The sequence below is a fragment of the Anaerococcus martiniensis genome (assembly GCF_043187485.1).
In the GTDB taxonomy this organism is placed as follows: domain Bacteria; phylum Bacillota; class Clostridia; order Tissierellales; family Peptoniphilaceae; genus Anaerococcus; species Anaerococcus martiniensis.
In genome coordinates this window covers 1,181,761-1,203,467 of sequence record NZ_CP171106.1, presented here as the reverse complement: position 1 = coordinate 1,203,467, position 21,707 = coordinate 1,181,761, and the positions used below count along the sequence as shown (strand labels likewise).

General features: G+C 34.1%; 7 protein-coding genes. 2 read left to right on the top strand and 5 right to left on the bottom strand.

The features are described 5' to 3' along the window. Positions 1–280: 280 nt before the first annotated feature. Positions 281–2,455, bottom strand: a complete 2,175-nt coding sequence (locus ACF3NF_RS05880) for an MSCRAMM family protein (protein WP_394022583.1) — start codon at positions 2,453–2,455, stop codon at positions 281–283. 273 nt (positions 2,456–2,728) lie between these two features. Here ACF3NF_RS05880 and hydG point away from each other — a divergent pair, with 273 nt between their 5' ends. Together hydG and hydF are read left to right on the top strand one after the other, a co-directional pair. After that, positions 2,729–4,147, top strand: coding sequence for a [FeFe] hydrogenase H-cluster radical SAM maturase HydG (gene hydG / locus ACF3NF_RS05875; protein ID WP_394022582.1), 1,419 nt, complete (start codon positions 2,729–2,731; stop codon positions 4,145–4,147). Next, entirely contained in the window at positions 4,144–5,292 is a 1,149-nt protein-coding gene (gene hydF, locus ACF3NF_RS05870; RefSeq protein ID WP_394022581.1) for a [FeFe] hydrogenase H-cluster maturation GTPase HydF, read from the top strand. The genes hydG and hydF overlap by 4 nt, the downstream gene beginning before the upstream one ends. A gap of 181 nt (positions 5,293–5,473) precedes the next feature. Here the strand turns inward: hydF and ACF3NF_RS05865 are convergent, their stop codons facing one another. The 4 genes from ACF3NF_RS05865 to ACF3NF_RS05850 all read right to left on the bottom strand — a co-directional run bounded on the left by ACF3NF_RS05865 (position 5,474) and on the right by ACF3NF_RS05850 (position 21,418). After that, the gene (locus ACF3NF_RS05865; protein ID WP_394022580.1) at positions 5,474–5,782 is read right to left on the bottom strand and encodes a GIY-YIG nuclease family protein; all 309 of its coding nucleotides are present in this window, start codon (positions 5,780–5,782) and stop codon (positions 5,474–5,476) included. A gap of 311 nt (positions 5,783–6,093) precedes the next feature. Beyond that, positions 6,094–7,134, bottom strand: a complete 1,041-nt coding sequence (gene hydE, locus ACF3NF_RS05860; protein ID WP_394022579.1) for a [FeFe] hydrogenase H-cluster radical SAM maturase HydE — start codon at positions 7,132–7,134, stop codon at positions 6,094–6,096. A 722-nt stretch (positions 7,135–7,856) separates the two neighbouring features. After that, the gene (locus ACF3NF_RS05855) at positions 7,857–10,013 is read right to left on the bottom strand and encodes a pilin N-terminal domain-containing protein (protein WP_394022578.1); all 2,157 of its coding nucleotides are present in this window, start codon (positions 10,011–10,013) and stop codon (positions 7,857–7,859) included. 887 nt (positions 10,014–10,900) lie between these two features. Further along, entirely contained in the window at positions 10,901–21,418 is a 10,518-nt protein-coding gene (locus ACF3NF_RS05850) for a SpaA isopeptide-forming pilin-related protein (RefSeq protein ID WP_394022577.1), read from the bottom strand. Positions 21,419–21,707 lie beyond the last annotated feature (289 nt).

Sequence of the window (21,707 nt, the reverse complement as noted above, 5' to 3'; positions counted from 1 at the left end):
TAGTTTATGACTTCGAATAGGGGGATAGGGTCGAGGGGTTGCGGAGACCCCTACGTCCCTTTCCCCCTGGACCCCCTAAACCCTTTTTACCCCCTCCGCCACTGCGTGGGGCAATGATCAGTAGAAGTTCGCTTCGCGAATTCTATTTTCTTATAGGGTAATGATGTATTCACTTTATTACTAAACTCTAAATAAAAATAGGTCTTATTATGTCAATAAAGCTATATTTAAAAAGCATTTGATTCGAAGTACTAATTAACAATCATTAATCTTTATATTGTTAAGACAATGGAGCGTTTGCTATTTGAGTTTTTTCTTCTTTTCTTACTATGTGGTTACCAAATAGTATCATTACTAGTCCGATTGCTATGAATACTAGGATTCTGATGTCTCCTGTTTTTACTAGTGGGCCTCTTGGTATACCTGGGGTATCTTTTGGCACGTAGTATGTTCTTGGAGTATTTGTTGGTGGGACTGTTGTTCTTGTTGGTGGTGTGGTTGACCTTGGAGGAGTGCTTCCTGGTGGTGTTACCACTGGTGGTTTTGGAGTATCTGGTTTGTTAACAATCATGATTGCTTTTTCAGTCGCAGATTTATTCGAAATTTCAAATTCTATTGGTTTTACTTCTGGAATGTAACCACTTGGTGCAGCTGTTTCTCTAAGTGCATATTTTCCATATGGTAGGTTTTCTACCTTAAACTCACCATTTGATCCAGATTTTACTGTATATTTTTTGCCATTTATCTCTACAGGAATTTGTTCACCTTTATCATTTATTTTATAAAGGGCAAATGTAGCACCTGCAAGTCTTTTTGCTTCTTTTGAGTTATCTACTTTTATAAAATTATATGAGCCCTTACCAATATTTGAACCCGGAGGATTTACTCCTGGTGGGTTGATAGGTCTATTTTTCATTGTGTAAGTTATGTTCTTACGTTTTAGTCTTTCAGACTCTTTGCCACGGTTTTCTGGCAAATCGTAATCCTTATGTGGCTCGTTTTCTCTAAAGAAGTACTCCCCATCTGGTAGGTTTTTCACTACTATTTGACCATTGGTATCTGTGTATAGTTGAGGAACTTTTTCTGATAGGGCAATGTCTTCTTTATATTCATAAGATCCATTGCTTCCTGCAAGATCTACTCTTTCTTTAGTTATTTTTTTGGTATTATCACCATTGTCAACCACTTTTACTCTGTAAAGTTCAAAACCAACTTTATCGATTGGTTCATTTGTAAATGAGTCTACTTTGCTAAGTTTTAATTCATTTAGAGTTGGGTTTTTGTAGTTTTCTACTGTTATAACTTCATTATTTTTTACTGGATAATAGTTATCTTTATTTAGGTGGTAGCCTTCAAGACCTTTTACCTCGATAAACACATATTCATCTGAATCAGCTATAGCTGGTAGTTTTTCAACTGCTATTTTCCCATTTTCATCAGTTTTGAAAACATCAGAGTATTGTTTGCCTACATCGTATTGTCCATTTTCGTCTTTTCCAACTGGTGTTAGTATATCGCCTGATTTTAGGTAAAGTCTAAACTCTACTCCAGCAAGGTTTTCTTTTGTTTCTTCATCTATTTTGTGAAGGCCAACTTGTACATTTTTAGTCTCGCCTTTTTTGTTCACCTTAGACACTTCGTAACCATCTTTTTTATTATAGTCAAAAGATTCAGTTTTTGGATCATCTACTATATAACCTTCTAGAGCTTTTGTTTCTGTAAAATGGTAATTACCAACAGGAAGATTTTCAATAATAATGTTACCTTCTTTGTTTGTAACTAATGTTACATCTCCCTCTCCACCTTGGTATGCATATGTACCTTCGCCTGTTTTTGTTAGTGGTACAGGTTTTCCGCTTGCATTGTCAATTAAGTTAAATTCTACACCTTCAAGTGGAGTACGATTTGTGTCATCATCTAATTTTTCTTCATCAACTAGGCCATATTTGTGTAATTTCAAAGGTTTATTTTGTTCAACTTTTACATTTACTTCTTGAACGTCAATGATGCCTTCTTGAATATTTGTAGTTGAACTTGTCACCCTGTACTCGTGGATTTCTGCTGATTCGTCAGTTTCTTTTAATAGATAAGCACCTGGTGTAAGTCCTTTTAGTTCGATAATATCATGAGCATCCACTACTGTAGATTTTAATGTTTCGCCTACTGGCTCAAATTCTTTTTCAATTTCTGCAATTGTCATTGCATCGTATTTTAGACGCTCTTTTTCAAGCTCATCGCTAGTTAAGTTCTTATCACTTATTTTATAGACCTTTAACTCGCGTGGAGCGCTTGACTCTTCTGCATCTCTACCATTTCTAGGTATTTTAATTGTAAGATGGCTATTGACTGTTTCTTCTGTTTCTGCAGCTTTTGATACTGGCGAGAATATTGCAGCTAAGACCATAAATATACTTAGCAATCCAGCCATAAAGCTGTACTTTTTCTTCCTTAACATAATAAACTCCTGTCATTTAATATTTATAAAATAATTTCTTATAATTCTAGTTAGACTTATTCAGATATATTATATCTTAAATACTAGTAATATACAATGATAAAAGATAGGTAAATTTAGACATTTTAGAAGAAAATTACAATATCTAAAAACATAGTTAAAAATCATGCAAATTTAAATTTACTTTCTGAAAGAAATACTGATTGCAAATATTTTTCTATACTTGTAAATCCGATTAGTTTAGTATTATAATTAAAGAGGAAAGGAGATTTTATGGCAAAATATAATCCAAAAAGCTCAGACCCAGCTGAGTTTATAAACCATGAAGAAATATTAGAAACAATAGACTACGGTCGCAAAAATGCACACAATAGACCGCTTATCATAGAAATATTAGAAAAGGCTAGAAAGGCAAAGGGCCTAGACCACAGAGAAGCTTTTGTGCTTTTATCTTGTGGCGAAGATGACCTCAATGAGGAAATATTTAAGGTTGCTAAAGAATTAAAACTTAAATTTTATGCAAACCGTATAGTTCTTTTCGCCCCATTATACTTATCAAATTACTGTATCAACGGATGTACATATTGCCCATACCATGGACATAACAAACACATTCCTCGCAAAAAATTAAGCCAAGAGGAAATCCGCGAGCAAGTAATTGCCCTCCAAGATATGGGACACAAAAGACTTGCCCTAGAAGCAGGAGAAGATCCTAGAAATAACCCTATTGAATATATCCTAGAATCTATCGATACAATTTATAATATCCACCACAAAAACGGTGCAATTCGTAGGGTAAATGTAAATATAGCTGCAACCACAACTGAAAACTACAAAAAACTTCACGATGCAGAAATAGGAACATATATCCTATTCCAAGAAACCTATAATAAAGAAAATTACGAAAAACTTCACGCTTATGGACCAAAATCAAACTACGATTATCACACCACAGCCCACGACCGTGCTATGGATGCAGGTATAGATGATGTAGGTCTTGGAGTTTTATACGGACTTGACTCATACGAATACGAATTTATCGGCCAATTAATGCATGCTGAACACTTGGAAGCAAAATATAATGTCGGCCCACACACAATTTCTGTCCCACGTATCCAACCAGGAGATGATGTGGATGTAGCAGACTTTGAAAATGCATTGGCAGACGATGTTTTTGAAAAAGTAGTAGCATGTATTAGAATCGCAGCTCCATACACAGGTATGATAGTATCAACTCGTGAAAGTGAGAAAATGCGTGGCAGACTGTTAGACCTTGGTATCAGCCAAATCTCAGGTGGATCAAAAACATCTGTAGGCGGATATACTGAAAATGTCACAGAAGGATCAGACCAATTTGAACTATCAGACAACAGAACCCTAGATGAAGTTGTAGACTGGCTCATAGAAAAAGATCATATTCCATCATTCTGCACAGCCTGCTATAGAAAAGGTAGAACTGGCGAAGTATTTATGGAAATGGTTAAAAATGTCGGAATCGGTAATATTTGCCAGCCAAATGCTTTGGTAACTCTAAAAGAATACGGCGAAGATTACGCAAGCCCAAAAACAAAAGCAGACATCGATGCCCTAATAGGCCGCGAAATCAACACCATTCCAAATGAAGAAGTCAGAAAAGAAACCATAGGAAATCTAGCATCAGTAGAAAATGGCAAAAGAGACCTATATATATGAGAACTTCGAACGGAGAAAGATTGCACATTGCCATATTTGGTAACACAAATGCCGGCAAGTCCACTCTTTTAAACTATATAACTGGCCAAGAAACCGCCATAGTTTCAGACAGTCACGGCACAACAACCGACCCAATCAATAAGCCCATGGAAATCCACGGGCTGGGGCCGGTAATTTTTATAGATACAGCAGGGATAAACGACTCAACAGACCTATCCAATAAGAGAATCTCAAAATCTCTAAGTGTTTTAGAAAAAGCAGATATTTTTCTTTATGTATTAAGCCTAGAAGATGACTTGAAATTCATTGACCAATTAAAGGCAAAAGATAAGCCAATTATATTTATCGCACCAAAACAAGATTTGGAAATTGGAAAAGAAATTAGGGAAAAGTTTAAAGATCTAAGACCTATTACCATAAATGTGAATACAGATGATAGGTACAAATTATTTGAAGAAATAAAAAAAGTAGTTAATTATGATGGTCCTTTGACCTTGACCGGAAAATTGGTAAAAAAAGCTGACACAGTAGTTTTGGTAATGCCCCAAGATGAAGCTGCCCCAAAAGATAGGCTGATAAAACCACAAGTAATGACCATCAGAGAATTAATCGACAAAGATGCAGTATGTATCAGCACAAGTTTGGAAAATTTCGAAAATACCCTAAATGTTTTAAAAAATCCACCAGATTTAATAATCACAGACTCAAAAGTTTTTAAAGATGTCTACGAAAAAAGTCCAAAAGAAAGCAAACTAACAAGCTTTTCAGTACTCATGAGTGGATTTAAGGGAGATGTAGAATACTTTAAACAGTCAGTAAAAGTATTGGACAATGAAGTAAAAAATATATTGATAGCAGAAATCTGCACCCACCCACCTATCGAAGAAGACATAGGCACAGTAAAAATACCAAAAATGCTTAAGAAAAAATATCCTAATGTAAATATAGACTTTGCTAGAGGCGAAGACTTTCATGATATAGAAAAATATGACCTAATCATAGAATGCGGATCATGTATGTTTAACCGCACCAGCATCATGAATAGGGTAAAAAAATGCAAAGAAAAAAATATCCCAATGACAAACTACGGAATGACAATCGCGTACTTGCAGGGGATAATAGACAAAATAGACTACCAGGTGTGAGCTTGGTGGTTTTTTTTGTGGGGAATTAGGATTTGAAAGTTTGAAACAGATCTCTCCACGCACAACGCTTACGCTTGTTTGGTCGAGATGGGTGGTGTATGTAATCTAGTGATTTGCAATCCCAAATTATCCATTTCGACCGAGTTTCTTTGATACGAGTGGAGAAATCTGTTTCATTTCCTTAATATGAACTTAACTCATTATCCCAATTTCCAGTCAAATCTTCCCAATCAGGATTCATCTTATTAATTATTCTGTCTTTTTTGATTCTACTCCACTTCTTTAATTGTTTTTCACGAGCAAGGGCACCAAATTTATCATCTGTCCATTCATAATAAACCAACTTTACAGCATTATATTTATCCGAAAATCCTTTTACCAGATGATTTTTATGCTCATACATTCTTTTTTCTAGGTTGTGAGTCATGCCTACGTAGACAGTAGAATTTGTTGCATTAGTGATTATGTAGACATAGTAATTACTGCTCATATTTTCTCCCTAATAATAAGTATTTGTAAAAACAGATCTCTCCACGCACTGCGCTCTCGCTTATTTGGTCGAGATGGGTGATGTGAATATTCTAGTTGTTTGTGAAATCAAATTATCCATTTCGACCGAGTATCTTTGATACGAGTGGAGAAATCTGACTTTATTCGTAATTACAGATATCTCCATGCGCTGCGCTTTCGCTTGCTTAGTCGATATGGATAATGTAGGTATTCTAGTTTTTTGCAAATCCAAAATATCCATTTCGACCGAGCACCATGGGTGCGAGTGGAGAAATCTGTTGTCTCTTACCCCTAATACACCAACTCAGCCTTCCTAGTAATCACATCTCCCCTATCAGTCACTATCTCGTAACCAGCCCTATCTACTCTCATACTTAGACATGCCCTGCATTCTGCTGCTTCATCTCCTGTACAAATTTTGTTATCATAAAGTTGATATTGTTTTCTGTACATGGTTGGGGACAAGTTTGGCATTAGGACGTTTGCTCCTGCTTTTAGACCCATTTCGCGGCCTAGTGGGTTGATTGTGCCTAGGGCTGTTGTTGCTGGTATCAATGCGTATGGGAATAGAATTCTTAAAATTGAGACCAATCTTAAAGTTTTTGTGTATGATCCATTTGGAAAATCTTTAAATGGTGTATCATGGCTGGTCAAAAATGGGCCTATACCTATCATATCTGGTTCTAATTTTTCTAAAAATCTTAAGTCTTTTATCAAATCCTCAGTTGTTTGATATGGGCTATCCACCATAAATCCGCCGCCTACTTGGTAGCCGATTTCTTTTAATTGCCACAAGGCCTCGTGGCGCTCTTCCATGGTCATGCCAGCTGGGTGAAGTTTTTTAAAATGTTCGCTGTCGGATGTTTCTTGGCGTAACAAATATCTATCCGCCCCTGCATCATAAAATCTTTTGAAAGACTCATAAGGCTTGATTCCTAGAGAAAGGGTAATAGCTGTGTCCGGATGTTTTGCTTTTATCTCCTTTACGATATCAACAATCATATCGTCAGTATAGTATGTGTCCTCCCCGCCTTGCAAGACATAAGTTCTAAAACCTAGCTCATATCCAACATCAGCACATTGGACAATCTCCTCTGGAGTCAATCTGTAACGGTCAACATTTTTATTTGATTTGCGAATGCCGCAATATAAACAGTCGTTTTTGCAAAAATTAGAAAATTCGATAAGCCCACGGATATAGACCGCATCGCCATATATGTCCCTACGAATACGATCAGCAGTATCCGCCAACCACTCATTCATAGACTCATCCTCTATCCAATTTTTTAGCTCTTCGTCTGTGTAATATGTAGTATTTTTTAAGTTTTTCATATGTCTATTATAGCAATGAATGGGAGTGCTTGTCTAATGTATTTTAGTATATTACTAGGAATTGTGGTAGAATTGATTTTTTGGTGAGTGAAAATAGAATAATATTTAAAATATAGACCCAATCCAAGCATTGTCATCCTGAGCAAACGAACGAAGTGAGTGCGCCGAAGGATCCCCTTGGATAATATTACTTCGAATCGAAGGTAATAACAGCCTAAGAGACCCTTCGACTCCCTTTGGTCGCTCAGGGTGACAGGGTGGCCTCGCAGTTTTGATTTTAATAATTCAATTTTCACCCCAACCCACAAATTGTCATCCTGAGCGAATGAACGGGGTGAATGAGTCGAAGGATCTCCTTGGTTGGTGTTAATTTAAAACGGAGATAATGATTATCCCAGGAGACCCTTCGGCTACGCTTTGCTTCGCTCAGGGTGACAGGTACTAGAGTGGGGCAATGGATAAATTAATATGAATGGTTTATCCAATTACACAGATCTCTCCACGCATTTCGCTTGCGCTCATTTGGTCGAGATGGTCGGTGTATGTATTCTAGTTATTTGTAAAACCAAAATTTCCCATTTCGACCGAAAAATCTTTGATTTTGAGTGGAGAAATCTGACATATGATTTTATTATTTTAGGCATAATAAAAAACCAGGAAAATTAATTCCTGGTTTTTTGATTGCTTTTTCTTAATATATCTTTTTACTTATGAATATTGCCTTAAGCTTCTTCGTAAGAATTTCTTCTTTTCATAGCTACGAATGCTACACCCATAAGTGCAAGACCTGCTACGATAAAGATTAGTGAACCAATACCACCTGTTTCAGGGATAGTTACTTTCTTGTTTTTGATTTGTAGAGCATCTTTAGCATTTGATTCTGAGTTATAATTAATATCTCCTGTTGAATATGAGCCTTTTTCAACATCAAATTTAACATCTCCACTTAATTTAGCATATCCTTTTGGAGCTTCTTTCTCTTCTAGGTAGTATGTTCCATATTCAAGACCAGAGATTTCAAATCTACCTTGTCCATCAGATGTTAGTACTACAACGTTAGCATCGTCTTTGTTGCCCCAAGTATATGCTGTTGCGTTTTCTTTGAATGCTTTGTTATAAGCATCTTGAGCTGTATCTATAGCAGCTTTTAGTTGTTCTTCTCTTGCTTTAAATGCTTCATCAGTCTCTTCTTTACCTTGAACTCTATCGTTATATGCTTTAACTGCATCATCTAAAGTTGCTTTTTTAGTTGCTACGTCATTACCTTCTTTTTTAGCTGCTACTAGGTATTTAGCGCCATCGCCTGTACCATTTTTAACGTAGAATTCAGCACCAGCTAATCTTTCTTTACCATCTTGGTTAGTTTTTACGAATTTTTTACCACCTAGAACAACTTTTGGTTCTGTTGGGTTAAGTGGTTTTGGGTTATTTGATTTGTGGTTTGTTACTTCGATTGTACCATTTTCAGCTTTAGTATATTCTGCATCTGATAAAGTTTTAGATTCAACTTCTACTACTTTATATTGTTTGTCTTTGTTTAGATATTTCCATGTGTGAGATTCTTCTGTACCTTTTGATAGTGTTACAGTTCCTTGGAAACCATCCTTATATGTGTTAAAGTCAGCTTTTTTAGTTTCTTCTTTTGGTTCTACTAGGTCAGCAGCTGTTACGTCTTCTCCTGTGTTTGCGTCTACAAGTTTGAATTTAGCCCATTCACCATCTACGAATTTAGATCCGTTATCCCAAGTTTTTTTAACTGTTACTTCACCATTTTCGTTTGGTTTAGTTGGTAGTGGAGTAGTTCCTTTAGATGGTGTGTTACCATAGAAGAACTTAATATCGTTGGCTTCTGGGATATCTGCTATTGCACTTGAGTTTACAGTTGCAGAATATTTTAATTCTACTGTTACAGCTTTGTCTTTTCCGTTTAATTTTTTTAGGTTTTCACCTTGTAGTCTTAAAACGAATCCATTATCTGTTTGAGTTAGTTCATCAGCAGTTGGAGTAATTTTTGTTCCATCAATTGTTACTGTAAGGTCCTTATTATATGTTAGACCTGCAGTCATTTTATCGTCCCATTTAGCTTCTGCTAAGTTAGATTTAGCTGGGATTTCAGTTTTTACTTCGTAAGGAATGTTTTTACCAACTTCAGCTTCAGCTGTTGCTTTTTTAGCTTGGTAGTTTTTGTAATCTGCACCAACTTTTAAAAGATCTGCTGCATCGTATCCTTTTGCTGCTTCTAGTCCATTGTCTTTTAAGAAGTTTTTATCGATTTGTGGAGCATTTTCAGTGTTTTTTGGATACATGTGAGCATCTTCTACAACACCATCGTTGTTAACTAGTGGAAGTACTATGATAGATGGAACAGCTTTTCTATCTGTAAGAGTCGCACCTTTTTCTCCAACGTATGTTGATTTTTCATGAACTTCTACTATTCTGTATTTACCTTTTAGTGTTGATACATCATTAATTTTTAAACCATCTTTAGTTGTTAGACCTTGGTAGCCTTCACCTAAGTCTTCCCAGTGATCGTTATTGTTTACATCTGGGTCTGTTACACCTTTAGCTGGTTTTTGAAGTTTGAAGTAAACACCATCGATTTCTTTAGCACCGTCTTCAAAGAAAGTTTTAATTTGTTCATCTTTAATTTTGTTACCATCATAACCTTCTTTATTAACATCATGTTTTCCTAACCCTGTTTCTGACATTAGGATTTTGTGGATTGTTAATGTCTTTGTAGTTTTTTCAGTAGCTTCTGTCGGATTTTTTTGTGTATTATCTGCTGCCGCATTAGCATTAGCAAATGGTGCAACTAATACACTTAAAACCATAGCAAAAGCTGCTAAAAATGACATTAGCTTGTTTGTTGCTTTTTTCATATTTTTTTCTCCTTTATCATTATTTTGCGAAAAAGCAATTTTCTTGTTGATATATTAATTAATCTAGCTTTGGACAACTTTCGTTTGGGTGTGAGTGGTATCACTTATGTAAATTACTAATTATCAACCTTAGTTTAATTATAATATATCAGCTTTAATAGATTCAATAGCTAAAGAACATATTGTTTGCAATATATTTGCATATTGGCCAATATGTTTAAAATAATAGTAATTATTACATTGTGCTATCGATATCCATGACTTGATTTGCCTATCAAAACTCCGAAAATACTCGGTCAAATCTGTAGTATTTTTCTAAAGACTTTAAGACTTTATCAAAGACAAGTTTTATGTCTAAATTTATTTTACCGAAGAAAGTATTGTGCTGTCATTATTCGTTATTATTATAACTACTTGTATCGGATTTGCCTTCTAAAATTTGAGTGTCAATTTATAACCCTTTGTTTAAATATTATACGTTATAAGTAAGATATATACAATATTAATTTAGTCATATTTAACTTTTTACCTAACTTTTCCCAATATATTAAAAATGTGGACAATAAGTATAAAATATTAAGTTTTTGTACTAAATTTGTGCATGTCATATATAACATACTTATCTAGTATACTATTGATTTAATAGCGTGCAATAAAATATTGCAAATTTTTTGCGGGAAGATTTAGGAGATTTTTCTATATATAAGTAGTAGCTATTTTGGGTGGGTTTGATGATTTGTTTGTAGGTGTGTTTGAAATTATAATCATAGCTTGAGTTATGTTTTTTATGTAATTGCATGGGCAAGTTATTAAGAGAAGCAAAAAAAAGACTCAGGATATGAATCCTAAGCCTTTTTGTAATATTCAATTGTTATTTTCTTGTAAATTTACCTGCCATACCTATCAGAACGACGTCTATTTTTGTCATTTTGGTAGATAGCAAAGTAAGCAATACCCGCAAGCATCACAGCTGTACCGATGATGGCAAATCCGATAAATGCACCATTGCCACCTGTGGATGGTAGGGATGCTTGAGGTATTTTTTCGTTTTCAATTAGGATATTTGAAATATTCTTTACAATTCCTTTTTGGTCAACTTCAAATGTTGCTACTTCCTTACCTCCTTCAGGAAGTTGGTATCCTTCTGGAGCTTTGGTTTCCCATACTTGGTATTCGCCTTGTGGGATTTCACTCCATCCGAATAAACCAAATTTATTAGATTTTACCTTTTCTTTATCAGCAACTTTTACATATATTCCTTCAGCATTGAGTTTTCTAAGTTCAAACTCAGCACCTTCTAGATAGTCGTACTCAGATCCGTCTTTATTTGACTTAGCTACCTTTAAGAAATTAATTCTATTTTTGTCATTTATGATCTCTAACTTTATAGGGTTATCTACCATCGGAGTAGCATCAGCACTTCCATTAGGTCCATAGAACTTAGTATGAGTATCCCAATAATATTGTCTATAGGCATTTGAGTTAGCATTATTTGCGTAGTACCAAGATCTAGTAGTCATTGTAGTCGGCTTATCAGAGCTTATTTTACCTGTAATCTCTAGTACATATGCGTTAGAATTTCGATTATTAGAAACATATATACCATTTTGACTATAAGCCTCTACATTTCCTAGATTATTATTAGTAAACTGTCTTCCACTTAAATCCACTCCATAAGAATGTGGTAGCTCGGCATTTCCAAAGTTATATACTTTGATATTTAAATTTTCTACATCTAGGCTTGGTGTAAAGTAGAATAACTTATTATAAGTGTTCTCATGTTTCATATTTACATAAGCTAGCATTCTAAATTCTTTAGTATCATGGTCTACCTTAAGTGGCATTAAATTTATATATTGAGCTGTATCTCTATTATATTTATCAAAATATTTTACAGCTATCTGATTAGTAAAGTTATTTTGACCTACAGAATCTAAATTATTTATATCACCTAGACTGAAACCAAATGTCTCTGTGCTATTATTTAAAACTTTAAATCTATCTACAAATACTGGGATAGTAAGATCTATCTTACTTCCTAGAGTTCTATTTTCTAGATAATTTGTGAATGTATATTTAATAGTTTTCTTATCACTTTGTATTTCTGCTTTGGCTAGTGTACCAAAAGGACCTATTATATCAAATCGTCCATCTAGAATTTTAGCATCAGCTTTTCCTATACCATCAAGGTCTAGATTATCACTTAATCTAATATAGAAAGTGTCACCTGGTTTGATTTTAGTTTTAGGATTAGTTTGATCAGCTACACTTAATTTTATATTAGCAAATAGTCCCTCTGCATCGTTAGGATATACTTCTGTCCTACTATTAGTAGTAGATACTAGAGATTTTTCAGCTACCCTTAGTTGCTTTGAAATATCTTTTCCACTAATACCTGAAGGAAGATCGTATCCTTTAGTAACTACTACTGATCTGATTCTATCTTCTAAAATATATCCTGGTAGAGTTTTAGTTTCTTTTAACCAATATCTGCCATAATTTAGATTTTCAAAATCAATTCTACCATCTTTATCAGTTGCTTTTTTAGCTATCATTGATAGAGCGTCATAGTTCCAAAGTTCAAACTCTACTCCTTTAAGTTTTTCGCCTGAATCTCCAGTCTTAATTATCTCGATATTACCTTCGCCTTTTTTAATGTTAATAATATCGTTGTTATTATTTTTATCGCTAATTTCTAGTTCTTGACCTTTAGAATTAGTTGTGTAAATCTTTCCATCTCTTACGACAAATGATTTTACAGCCTCGTCCTCATCTGGTTGGCGATATCCTTCTGGAGCATTAGGCTCTAGGAGTCTATACTCACCAGCTTCAAGATTAGTAAACTTAACAGCACCTGTGAAAGAAGCTGACTTAGCTCTTTGCTTTTCAACCCATTGGTCATTTTCACGTTTTTGAAGGACAAATTCTACATTTGACAATACTTCTGTATCGTAGTAGTCTTTGGTATTTTCCAAAACCCCAAATTTATATAATGTAACATCAGGATTTTGATAGTTTTTGATGGTGTAAGTTGTTATGTTTTCAGATACAAAATCTGAAGGCTTATCAGCTGTCATAGTGATATCTCTTGCAGAAGTATCAAATACATTCATAACACTTGTAAATAATTCAGTTAGTCCTGATTTATCTGCAGACTCATCTGTAAATGTATCACTGTGAGTGAACGTAACTTCTCCATCTTTTACTACAATAGTAGTCCACTTACTTTCTGCTTGGTAATTTTCTGGAACTATTTCTTTTAGATAATATGTGCCATTTGGTACATTACTAAAATATAGCTCACCTTTATCATTTGTTGTAGCTGATTTGATTTTGTTTTTGTTAGAATCGTAAAGCTCAAATTCTACTTTTGAAAGTGGATTATTATTATCTGAAGCATCTACTTTCTTGATCATAAAGTCGGTGTTTGATGGTTTTTTGTTTACTATATTTAGGGTGATGGTATCATCTGTTCTGCTAAAGTCGGCAGATCCATCAGTTGAACGTATGTTGACCTTGCCGTCCTTGACTGAAACATTCCATTTAGCCTTGCTTATTTCGTAACCTACTGGAGCTTTTGTTTCTTCTAGTAGGTAGTCGCCATCTTTTAGGTCAGTAAATTCTATACGTCCTGGGATTTCCCTACCATCAGAATCTTTTACAACTATTTGCCCTATAGGATTATTTGTGTTAGCTTCTCCATTTTCATCTAATTTATAAAGCTTAAATTCAGCACCGGTAAGTTTTTCAACTCCATCTTCTCCAACTTTTTGGACTATGAACTTTCCTGTAATAGGTGGGTTTTCGATGTCTATTTGGAAAGCTGTAACTTTTTCTACTTCTTTCGTTCTCTTTGTATCTGTAACTGTAATAGATGCACCATTTTTTAATTCAGTAGTTCTAGAATCTCCCTTTAAATCAGGCAGATCTAATTTTGCACTATTTAAAATAGGATATGTTCCAGCAGCGAGGTTATCTTTAGCTTTAACTCTAGTAAAGAATTGCTGCCTTTTACCTGAATTTATATTAAATTTAGTTTCACCAACAGTTATATTAAATGCATCAGTATTTATATTATGCGTTAAAGTTCCACGTAGTGAATTTATTGGTGCATAAGACTGAGATTTTTCTTCTATTGGTGCTATAGACACACGCGCATCAGCTATATATGAACGAGCATCTCTAGCTGTCCAGTTAGCTATTACTGATGTATTAGCTTTAGGATCAATTACTGTACCAGTAACTTTTACTAGGAATTTCCATTTTGCCGGCTCACTAAAACCAAATCTCTGTTGAGGTAGATATACTGTTCTCTCATTACCAGAACCAGATACAGTTATTGGATATTCGTTAGCTCCAGTTGCTACGGAATTACTTATAGATCCACCATTAAAGCTCTGCATTTTAGTTCTAGCAGACCCAGCATTTGATGGATCTACATTAAATACTGAAATAGACTCTATATTCATATTAGCGACATTTATTTTAAAGTCACTATTCTTATTCATATTAGAGTTATCATCAGGGTTTAAAAGTGCATAATACTCTACTTTTTTATTTTTTGGATCTTTAGTAGCCAGATAGTGTTGTAACATCATAAATTCTGGCCAGTCACCATTAGCAGCATCGTTGTGATAAATAGTTTTTGGCACACCTGAGTTACGAGCTACATAACTAGTTATATCAGTAGGTACATTATATTGACTGCCATTTACTGTTGTGGTAATTAGATATTCATCATTTCCCACTGAGGCTATTGAAGTCTCATATGAACCAGCAGAGCCTGAGTTGTCTTTATAGTAGATAGTCTTTGTAGTTGGCTGTGAGTTATTATAGCTATAGCTTTTATCAATGCCATCATCTACAGTTTCAGTTATATTTTTTATAGTTCTACCATCTACTTTTACTTGGCCTTTATCATCTATTTCGATTTTCCAAGTGTCTTTTTCGCCTATTTTATATCCATCAGGTGCTTTTACCTCTTCTAGAGTATAGATTCCTGGAGCTAGGTCACCAGACTGTACCTTACCATCAGTGCCTGTGGTTAGATTTTTAATAATCTCTCCATTTTCGTCGCCTTTTCTTAATATAAACTGTGCTCCTTGAAGTTGTCTTTTCTCTGCTTCAGTCTTAGCATTATCAGTTTTATTAATTATAAAGCGTCCTGGATTAAACATATCGTTAGTAAAGTTTATATTGGCTGGTTTTGGATTCGGTGGTATATATTGAGCTCCTTCAGCTGTTGCATCATTTAGCTCACCAATAAAGGCATGGCCAAATCCTTGGCTATTTAATACTCTATAATCATCTAGCCATTGTCTAGTATACATAGTTAGACCATAGTATTGGTCATAAAAATCTTTATCTTCATTAGCAACTGCAAAATCAAACTCAAATACCTTACCATCTCTATATCTTAGGTTTTTTATACTTTCTGTATTTATACGGTTTGTATTTAAGTCCATTTCTAGTTTTGGATTTAATATTTCTGGACCTACTACTTGTGCATTATTTCCCGGTATATATCTATAATTAGTATGAGCAGTGCTGCCGATTAGATTTTGTGATCCTGTTTTAAGATCTAAAATCTTATCATAGCTTCTTTCTTTACCATTTCTTATATATTTGTCAGTTTCAGGTTCTATACCATAAGATGTAGGCATCGCTACTCTGTTATAATCGTTACCTATTTCATACGGTACATCGTATACTCTAAACTCTTTAAGATTCATATTTTCTTTCCAGATAAATTGAACCCTTGGCCATGTACCGTCATTTCTCACATATTGGTCGTTGGCGTTATAGTATGCGATATATTTAATATATCTTTGTCTACCTGGAGCATAAGTTTTATAAATCTTACCTGTAGCTTCATCTTTAAAGTATGTTTGAGAGTAGTTTGTACCATATTTTACATACTTACCTGCATAGTCACCAAAGTTTACTGGTACGTTGTAATTATCTACTCTATATCTTTGTGAGTCCTGTGTCCCATCAGCAAACTCACTGCTAAATGTAGTTTCTACATCGTTATCTCTTAATATATATCCAGTGTTAAATGTACCAGATAAATCCTTATATTTTTGTCTATTAAGAGTGATACCACGTACAGTCAGGTCTGCTTCTACAAAGTCATAGTGATGTCTAGTTAAATAGTCTGTCACTGTATAAGTGATAGTATTTGTATCAGGATTAAATACTCCAGCCTTAGCTATGATATCTCCATTTTTATCTGTGATATCTGGGAATTTATTCACTGTAAAAGTAAGGTTTAGCTTATCGTCAAATTTAATAGAGAACTTATCGCCTTGTACAGATTTATTAAATCGAATTTTTGTCTGGAATTCTACCCCTTCATTTATTAGTAAGTCATATACACCAGGGTTTCCATTTGGGTGTTCTCCGATAGATCTGATTTTGCCATCTGTACCTTTACCCCATCTAGTGATAGTCATTGTAGGAGTTTCAGGAATAAATATACCTTTTTTAAGGTCATTATCTGATTTACCAGTCGCTACTGAGTTACCTTCTCCCTCAGCACCAATCTTATTTCCATTTTGGTCATATTCTTGGTATCTAATTTTTCTTATATTATTTATCTGACCAGTAGTACTATCTTTTTCTTCTTCATTAGTTACCACTACCTTAAAATAGTTTCCAGTTTTTTGGTATCCTTCTGGAGCTTTAGATTCTCTAATAAAGTATGTTCCCGGTCTTAGATCATCAAATACTATATCCCCATTATCATCTGATACTTCCATATCAAATATATTTCCAGATTCATCTTCTATAGTAAATGTAGCACCTTTTAATCTTTTATTTTCTTTGTCTGTTTTAGTTAGGGCTACAGAAGCATTTGGAATAGGTTTGTTTGTGATTTCTATTGGATCTACTGGTACAGAAAGATCTACTTTTTTAACTGCAGGCAGAACAATAGAACCAGTCATTTCACGTTCTTTATAATCTCCAGATAATCCACTATCTGTAAGTTTATAAGTGAAGTTTTTAGGTTTTACTGCATTAGCGTTATCTATAGTTACATTAACTTTTACTATATATGTCCATCCATCACCTTCTTTATTAGCAAGTTCAACACTTTTAAATCTATCATTATCAAATATTATATCTGCTTTATGACCGTCTTGGTGAATAGTAGGCAGTATATTTCTTTCATCATGAGTAATTAGATTAGCTGAAGGCAGTGTTTCAAAATCTTGTAAGGTAAAAGTTTTATTTTCAAACTTCGTCTTAGCTGCTTTAATAGGAGGATTTTTCACCCATCCCTTATAAGTGTGGAAATCTTTTATATCAATATAATTTATAGTAGCGTCTTTTCCTACATCAAAAAGTAGTTTACTACTATGAGCTTTTGTTCCAGCACCATTCTTGTGGATGACTACATAATAGTTGGCTTCTGTATTTTGTTCGTTAAAGTCCTCCCCATCTACGTTATTAGCTGGTTTTTCAAATCCTACAAATTGTTGAATAGTAGAGGTTACAGTCCCTCTTTTTTCTTGTTGGAATGTAGTGTCAGATTTATATTCATTTAGAATTCTTGTATATTGTGGTGGGTTAGGAGTATTTAGTATGTTAGAACTTGGTTCCCAATACACCCTACCATGTGAGTCTACAGTTACTATTTCTGAATTACTATTTCTTATATATCCAGATGGTGCCTTAGTTTCAGTAAGGATATATCTAGCAGATTTTCCATAATCATTTGGCTCTACATCATAGAATGTTACATATCCGTTAGAGTCTGTAGTCCCTGTATATGATCGATATGGTTCACCCTGTGCGTTAGAATCTGAGGTTTTAAGCTCAAATGTTGCTCCTGCTAGTGGAGTTTTACCATCATCAGCAAATTTACGGATAGTGATATCTCTTGGCTCAAAGGAATTGTCCCATAGAGCGTTACCTTTACCGTCATTTAGTTTTTTTGTTCTACCATCATCAGATTTTTTTAATACTTCATTTTTTATCGTAATAGTGTTGGTTTCTGGATTGTAGTTTTTTGATCTTTCAAGATAATACGTGCTAACTATCTGATTATTTGTCGCATCTCCATCAGTCTTTTTAGCTGGAAGATCTTGTCTTATATGATAATTTATCTTTCTAGGGTTTCCATATTTATCAGTAGTCCACTGTGGAAGATTTTCTAATTTTATCTCATGAGTAGAACCATTTAGTTCTACAGGTATCTCTTTAATTACTTTTTCAGTCGCACCTGTATTTTCGTCTACTTCATCAGATACAAGATACATCTTATATGGAGGAACAGAATCTCCAAGTGATTTTTTCCATTCAGTTTTTATAGTTAAGTCTTTACCTAATAACCCAAGTTCTGCTTTTTCGCCATCTATTGTAACGGATGGTTTTTCCGTTGTAGATAGGTTTTTAGTATAAAAGTCGTAAACTACTATAGTGCCAGGTTTATTAGCTCCTACTGGATATACGCCTTTCTTTATTTCAGATAGGCTACTAAATGTAGTTTCACCATCTTTTCTCATTTTACCATTACTATCTCTAGAGTAAGTTGTGGCTCTTATAGCCCCTTCTAGCTCTTGGTTAGTTATAGTTATTGAACTTTTTGGTAATAGACCTTCAAGGTCTTTAGTTTCTGTAGAGTCTGAAATCGTCCAGTGTGCTCTGGTCTTATCTTTTTCGTCATACTCTCCTACTATAAGAGTTTTAGCACCTGGTAGCTGTTTTATTACATCTGGAGTCTCTGTAGAGTCTGTAGTACTTCTTCTTCCTACTCTACCAGCTCCTCCGTCGTAATTTCGGACATTGGCTAATGTGTAATTTATATCTAGTACATGTGTACCTTCATTATTAGATACAGGTGTAGTAAATGTTATTACATATTTTCTTCTACCTTCGTTTCCAATAGGTTTATAGTTATATGAATAATCTACATGCGGGTCAGATATTTCATTAGATGTAAATTCCTTATCTGGTACTACCTCACCATTTACTAAGATATTTTCTGGACCTTCTAAGCCTGATCCATATGGACCTGTAAAGTTTATTATTAGGCCTAGTTGTGATAAGTCTTTTACATCAGGTCCTAGTGATTTGTCACCATCTATCGTAACCGTCCAATCTAATGACTCGATATTTCCACTCGGGTCTTTATTTTCTTTAAATGTAGCATTATAGTCTACATGATATAGCGCATTAGGTTTTTTAGTATAAGTTAATGGATTTGATGGGTCTATCGCTTTATCATTCTCAATCGTCACTCTATTAGGAGACATCTTTACAGTTCTTTTAGTGCCATCTGGTTTAATAATCTCCATAGAGTTTTCTATTATATATTCTTTATTTTCTTCTAAATCATCTTTTAACTTAAAGTTTTCAGAGAATTTTACTGAGTCATAAGAGCTTAGGCTCATATTATTTATCTCATTGGTAATGGTATATATAATCTGTTTATTTTCTCTATCATACGTACCAGTTGCTATAACTTTTCCAGCTTTATTTTCAAGGTCTTCAACTTCGCCATCATGGGTCAAGTACTCAGAATGGTTGATGATTATTTTAGTACCCTCTGGTGTGTCTTGGCCAGGATATAAGTTTGCATTACGTGTTACATAGAAAGAACCGTTTAGTTTATAGTTTCCATCTTCCTCAATTACGGCTAGTATCCATGGGTCTAGACTTTCTTCCCTATGTCTATTAATTAATGCCTCAATAGCCTCAGCATTGTCCCCATAGATTCTTGCTGCATCTTCGTTAGTAAGAGCGTACTCAGTTTCTAACTCATACATATAGTTTTGGAAGTCTTCTATAGTTGTTTTTGGGTCGGCTAGTTTTGCTTTTACTAATTCGTCTACTGTTTTTGTAGTTTCTTTTTCTTCTTCACTTGCTTCTTCTTTTTTGCTTTCTTCTGCAGGGTAAATTTCATTTGCTAATTCATCGGCATCGATATTTGCTACTTTATATTTATCTTCTGCTAGTCCTGCTGTTAGGGTATTGATTGTTTTTATAAAATCTGCTTTTGATAAAGCTGTTGATTTTACTTCTGCTACAAATTCTTCCCAAGTAATTTCTTCATTATTATATGTTTCTAGAAGATTTGTGATTTTGTCTACTTCTGCTTCTATTTGGTTGTTTAATTTTTCTTCGTTTTTGAACTTGCTTAATAAGCTATCTTTATTTAGTGCGATAGCTGATGAGTTAGTTTCTGTTGCTGGTGCTTCTTCTGCCTTTTGAGTTTCTGGTTTTTCTTCTGCTGGCAGAGGGTCTGTGTCTTCTTTTTTTGATTCTTCTTTTGCTGGTGTCTTTTCTTCTTTATATGTTGGGTTAGCTACTTTTGCTCCGTTAAATGTGTATTCTTTTACATTTTCTCTTGGTCTTGTTGTTAGCTCTACTTGTGCTATGTAGCCTTGTGGGATTGTTAGTTTTAGGCTATTTGTGAAAGGTATTGTTTTTGTAAATGATTCGTTTAGGATGTAGCCTTTTTCGCTTGCTTCGTAATATTGGATATTTATTTGACTTTCACTTGTGTCTTGGTTTTGGTCAAGATTTATGTCGTAGGTAAATTCTTTGTCATCTTTGTTGTTGATATAGTCTGTCCATGTGATTTGTGCAGGGGTATTAGCGAATAGACCTTGACTTTCTTCTTTATATATAGCTTTGTATTGGTGGGTATTATCTGTGATTTCTTTTAAGCTTTCTTCTTGGTTTTTAAGATCACCATTGTTGTCTATTATTATGTCGTTTTCCTGTGGTTTGGCGATTTCTAGGGCATAGCGTGATTGGTAGATATTTTCTAGTTTTTTGATTGCAAATTCTAAGTCCATATTTGGAGATTTTTTGTCAATATCTGCCAAAGCTTCATCAGATAATTTTGCACTTAAGTAATAAACCATTGCATTTTCTGCGCTGGTTGTAGTTATGCCAAATGTTCTTTGATTGTCTTGTGGTGTGAATAAACTTGCAGTATTTTGTGTATATTCTGCATCTTTTTCTGTTCCATCAGCAGATAATTCTTGAACTTTTTCAACTTTTAAATCTTTTAGATCTGTGTTTTGGGTAATGGCAAAGATTGCTGTTTGATTTTTGTCTTTGTCATCAGATTTTTTTGATTTTACTAGAATTTTGTAATCGATTTGTCCTGTGGTCTTGGATAAGGTTGCTGATTTTTCGATTAAATATTCATCTGTCTCGTCTGTGCTAATCTCTGATTTGATTAGCGTTTGTTTTTCATCTGTGCTTTCCGTACTGTTTTCCTCTGGATTTTGCGTTTGTGTTGCAAGACCCATAATGCTTGTAGAAGCATTATAAGTGCTAGCTTTATCATCCATTGCCATAGCAAATATTTCAGTTGGGAAAACTAAAATAAAAGCTAATACCAAGGAGGATAGCTTTAGCAAATAATTATTAAGTTTACCTTTCATTAAAACCCCTTTCGCATATTTATAAATTTAAATAAATAATCATTATATTTTGTTAAGTATAATTTAGATATGTTGAAATAAATCCTAAGAATATTACTTTAGTGTTGATATTATACCATGTAAGCAGATTTTATGCAGTAGTTTAGGATGATATATTTTATGTAAAAAGATTGCTAAATTTCGGCAAGCCTTGCTATCACTAAGATTGTGAATAGATTATGAAAAAAACGGATAATCATTTTCCCAATATATATAAAACATAAATAATAAGATTAATTAGACTTTGATA

Coding starts and splice junctions, on each gene's coding strand:
- ACF3NF_RS05880 (WP_394022583.1), bottom strand. CDS start 2,455: ATGTTAAGGAAGAAAAAGTACAGCTTTATGGCTGGATTGCTAAGTATA.
- hydG (WP_394022582.1), top strand. CDS start 2,729: ATGGCAAAATATAATCCAAAAAGCTCAGACCCAGCTGAGTTTATAAAC.
- hydF (WP_394022581.1), top strand. CDS start 4,144: ATGAGAACTTCGAACGGAGAAAGATTGCACATTGCCATATTTGGTAAC.
- ACF3NF_RS05865 (WP_394022580.1), bottom strand. CDS start 5,782: ATGAGCAGTAATTACTATGTCTACATAATCACTAATGCAACAAATTCT.
- hydE (WP_394022579.1), bottom strand. CDS start 7,134: ATGAAAAACTTAAAAAATACTACATATTACACAGACGAAGAGCTAAAA.
- ACF3NF_RS05855 (WP_394022578.1), bottom strand. CDS start 10,013: ATGAAAAAAGCAACAAACAAGCTAATGTCATTTTTAGCAGCTTTTGCT.
- ACF3NF_RS05850 (WP_394022577.1), bottom strand. CDS start 21,418: ATGAAAGGTAAACTTAATAATTATTTGCTAAAGCTATCCTCCTTGGTA.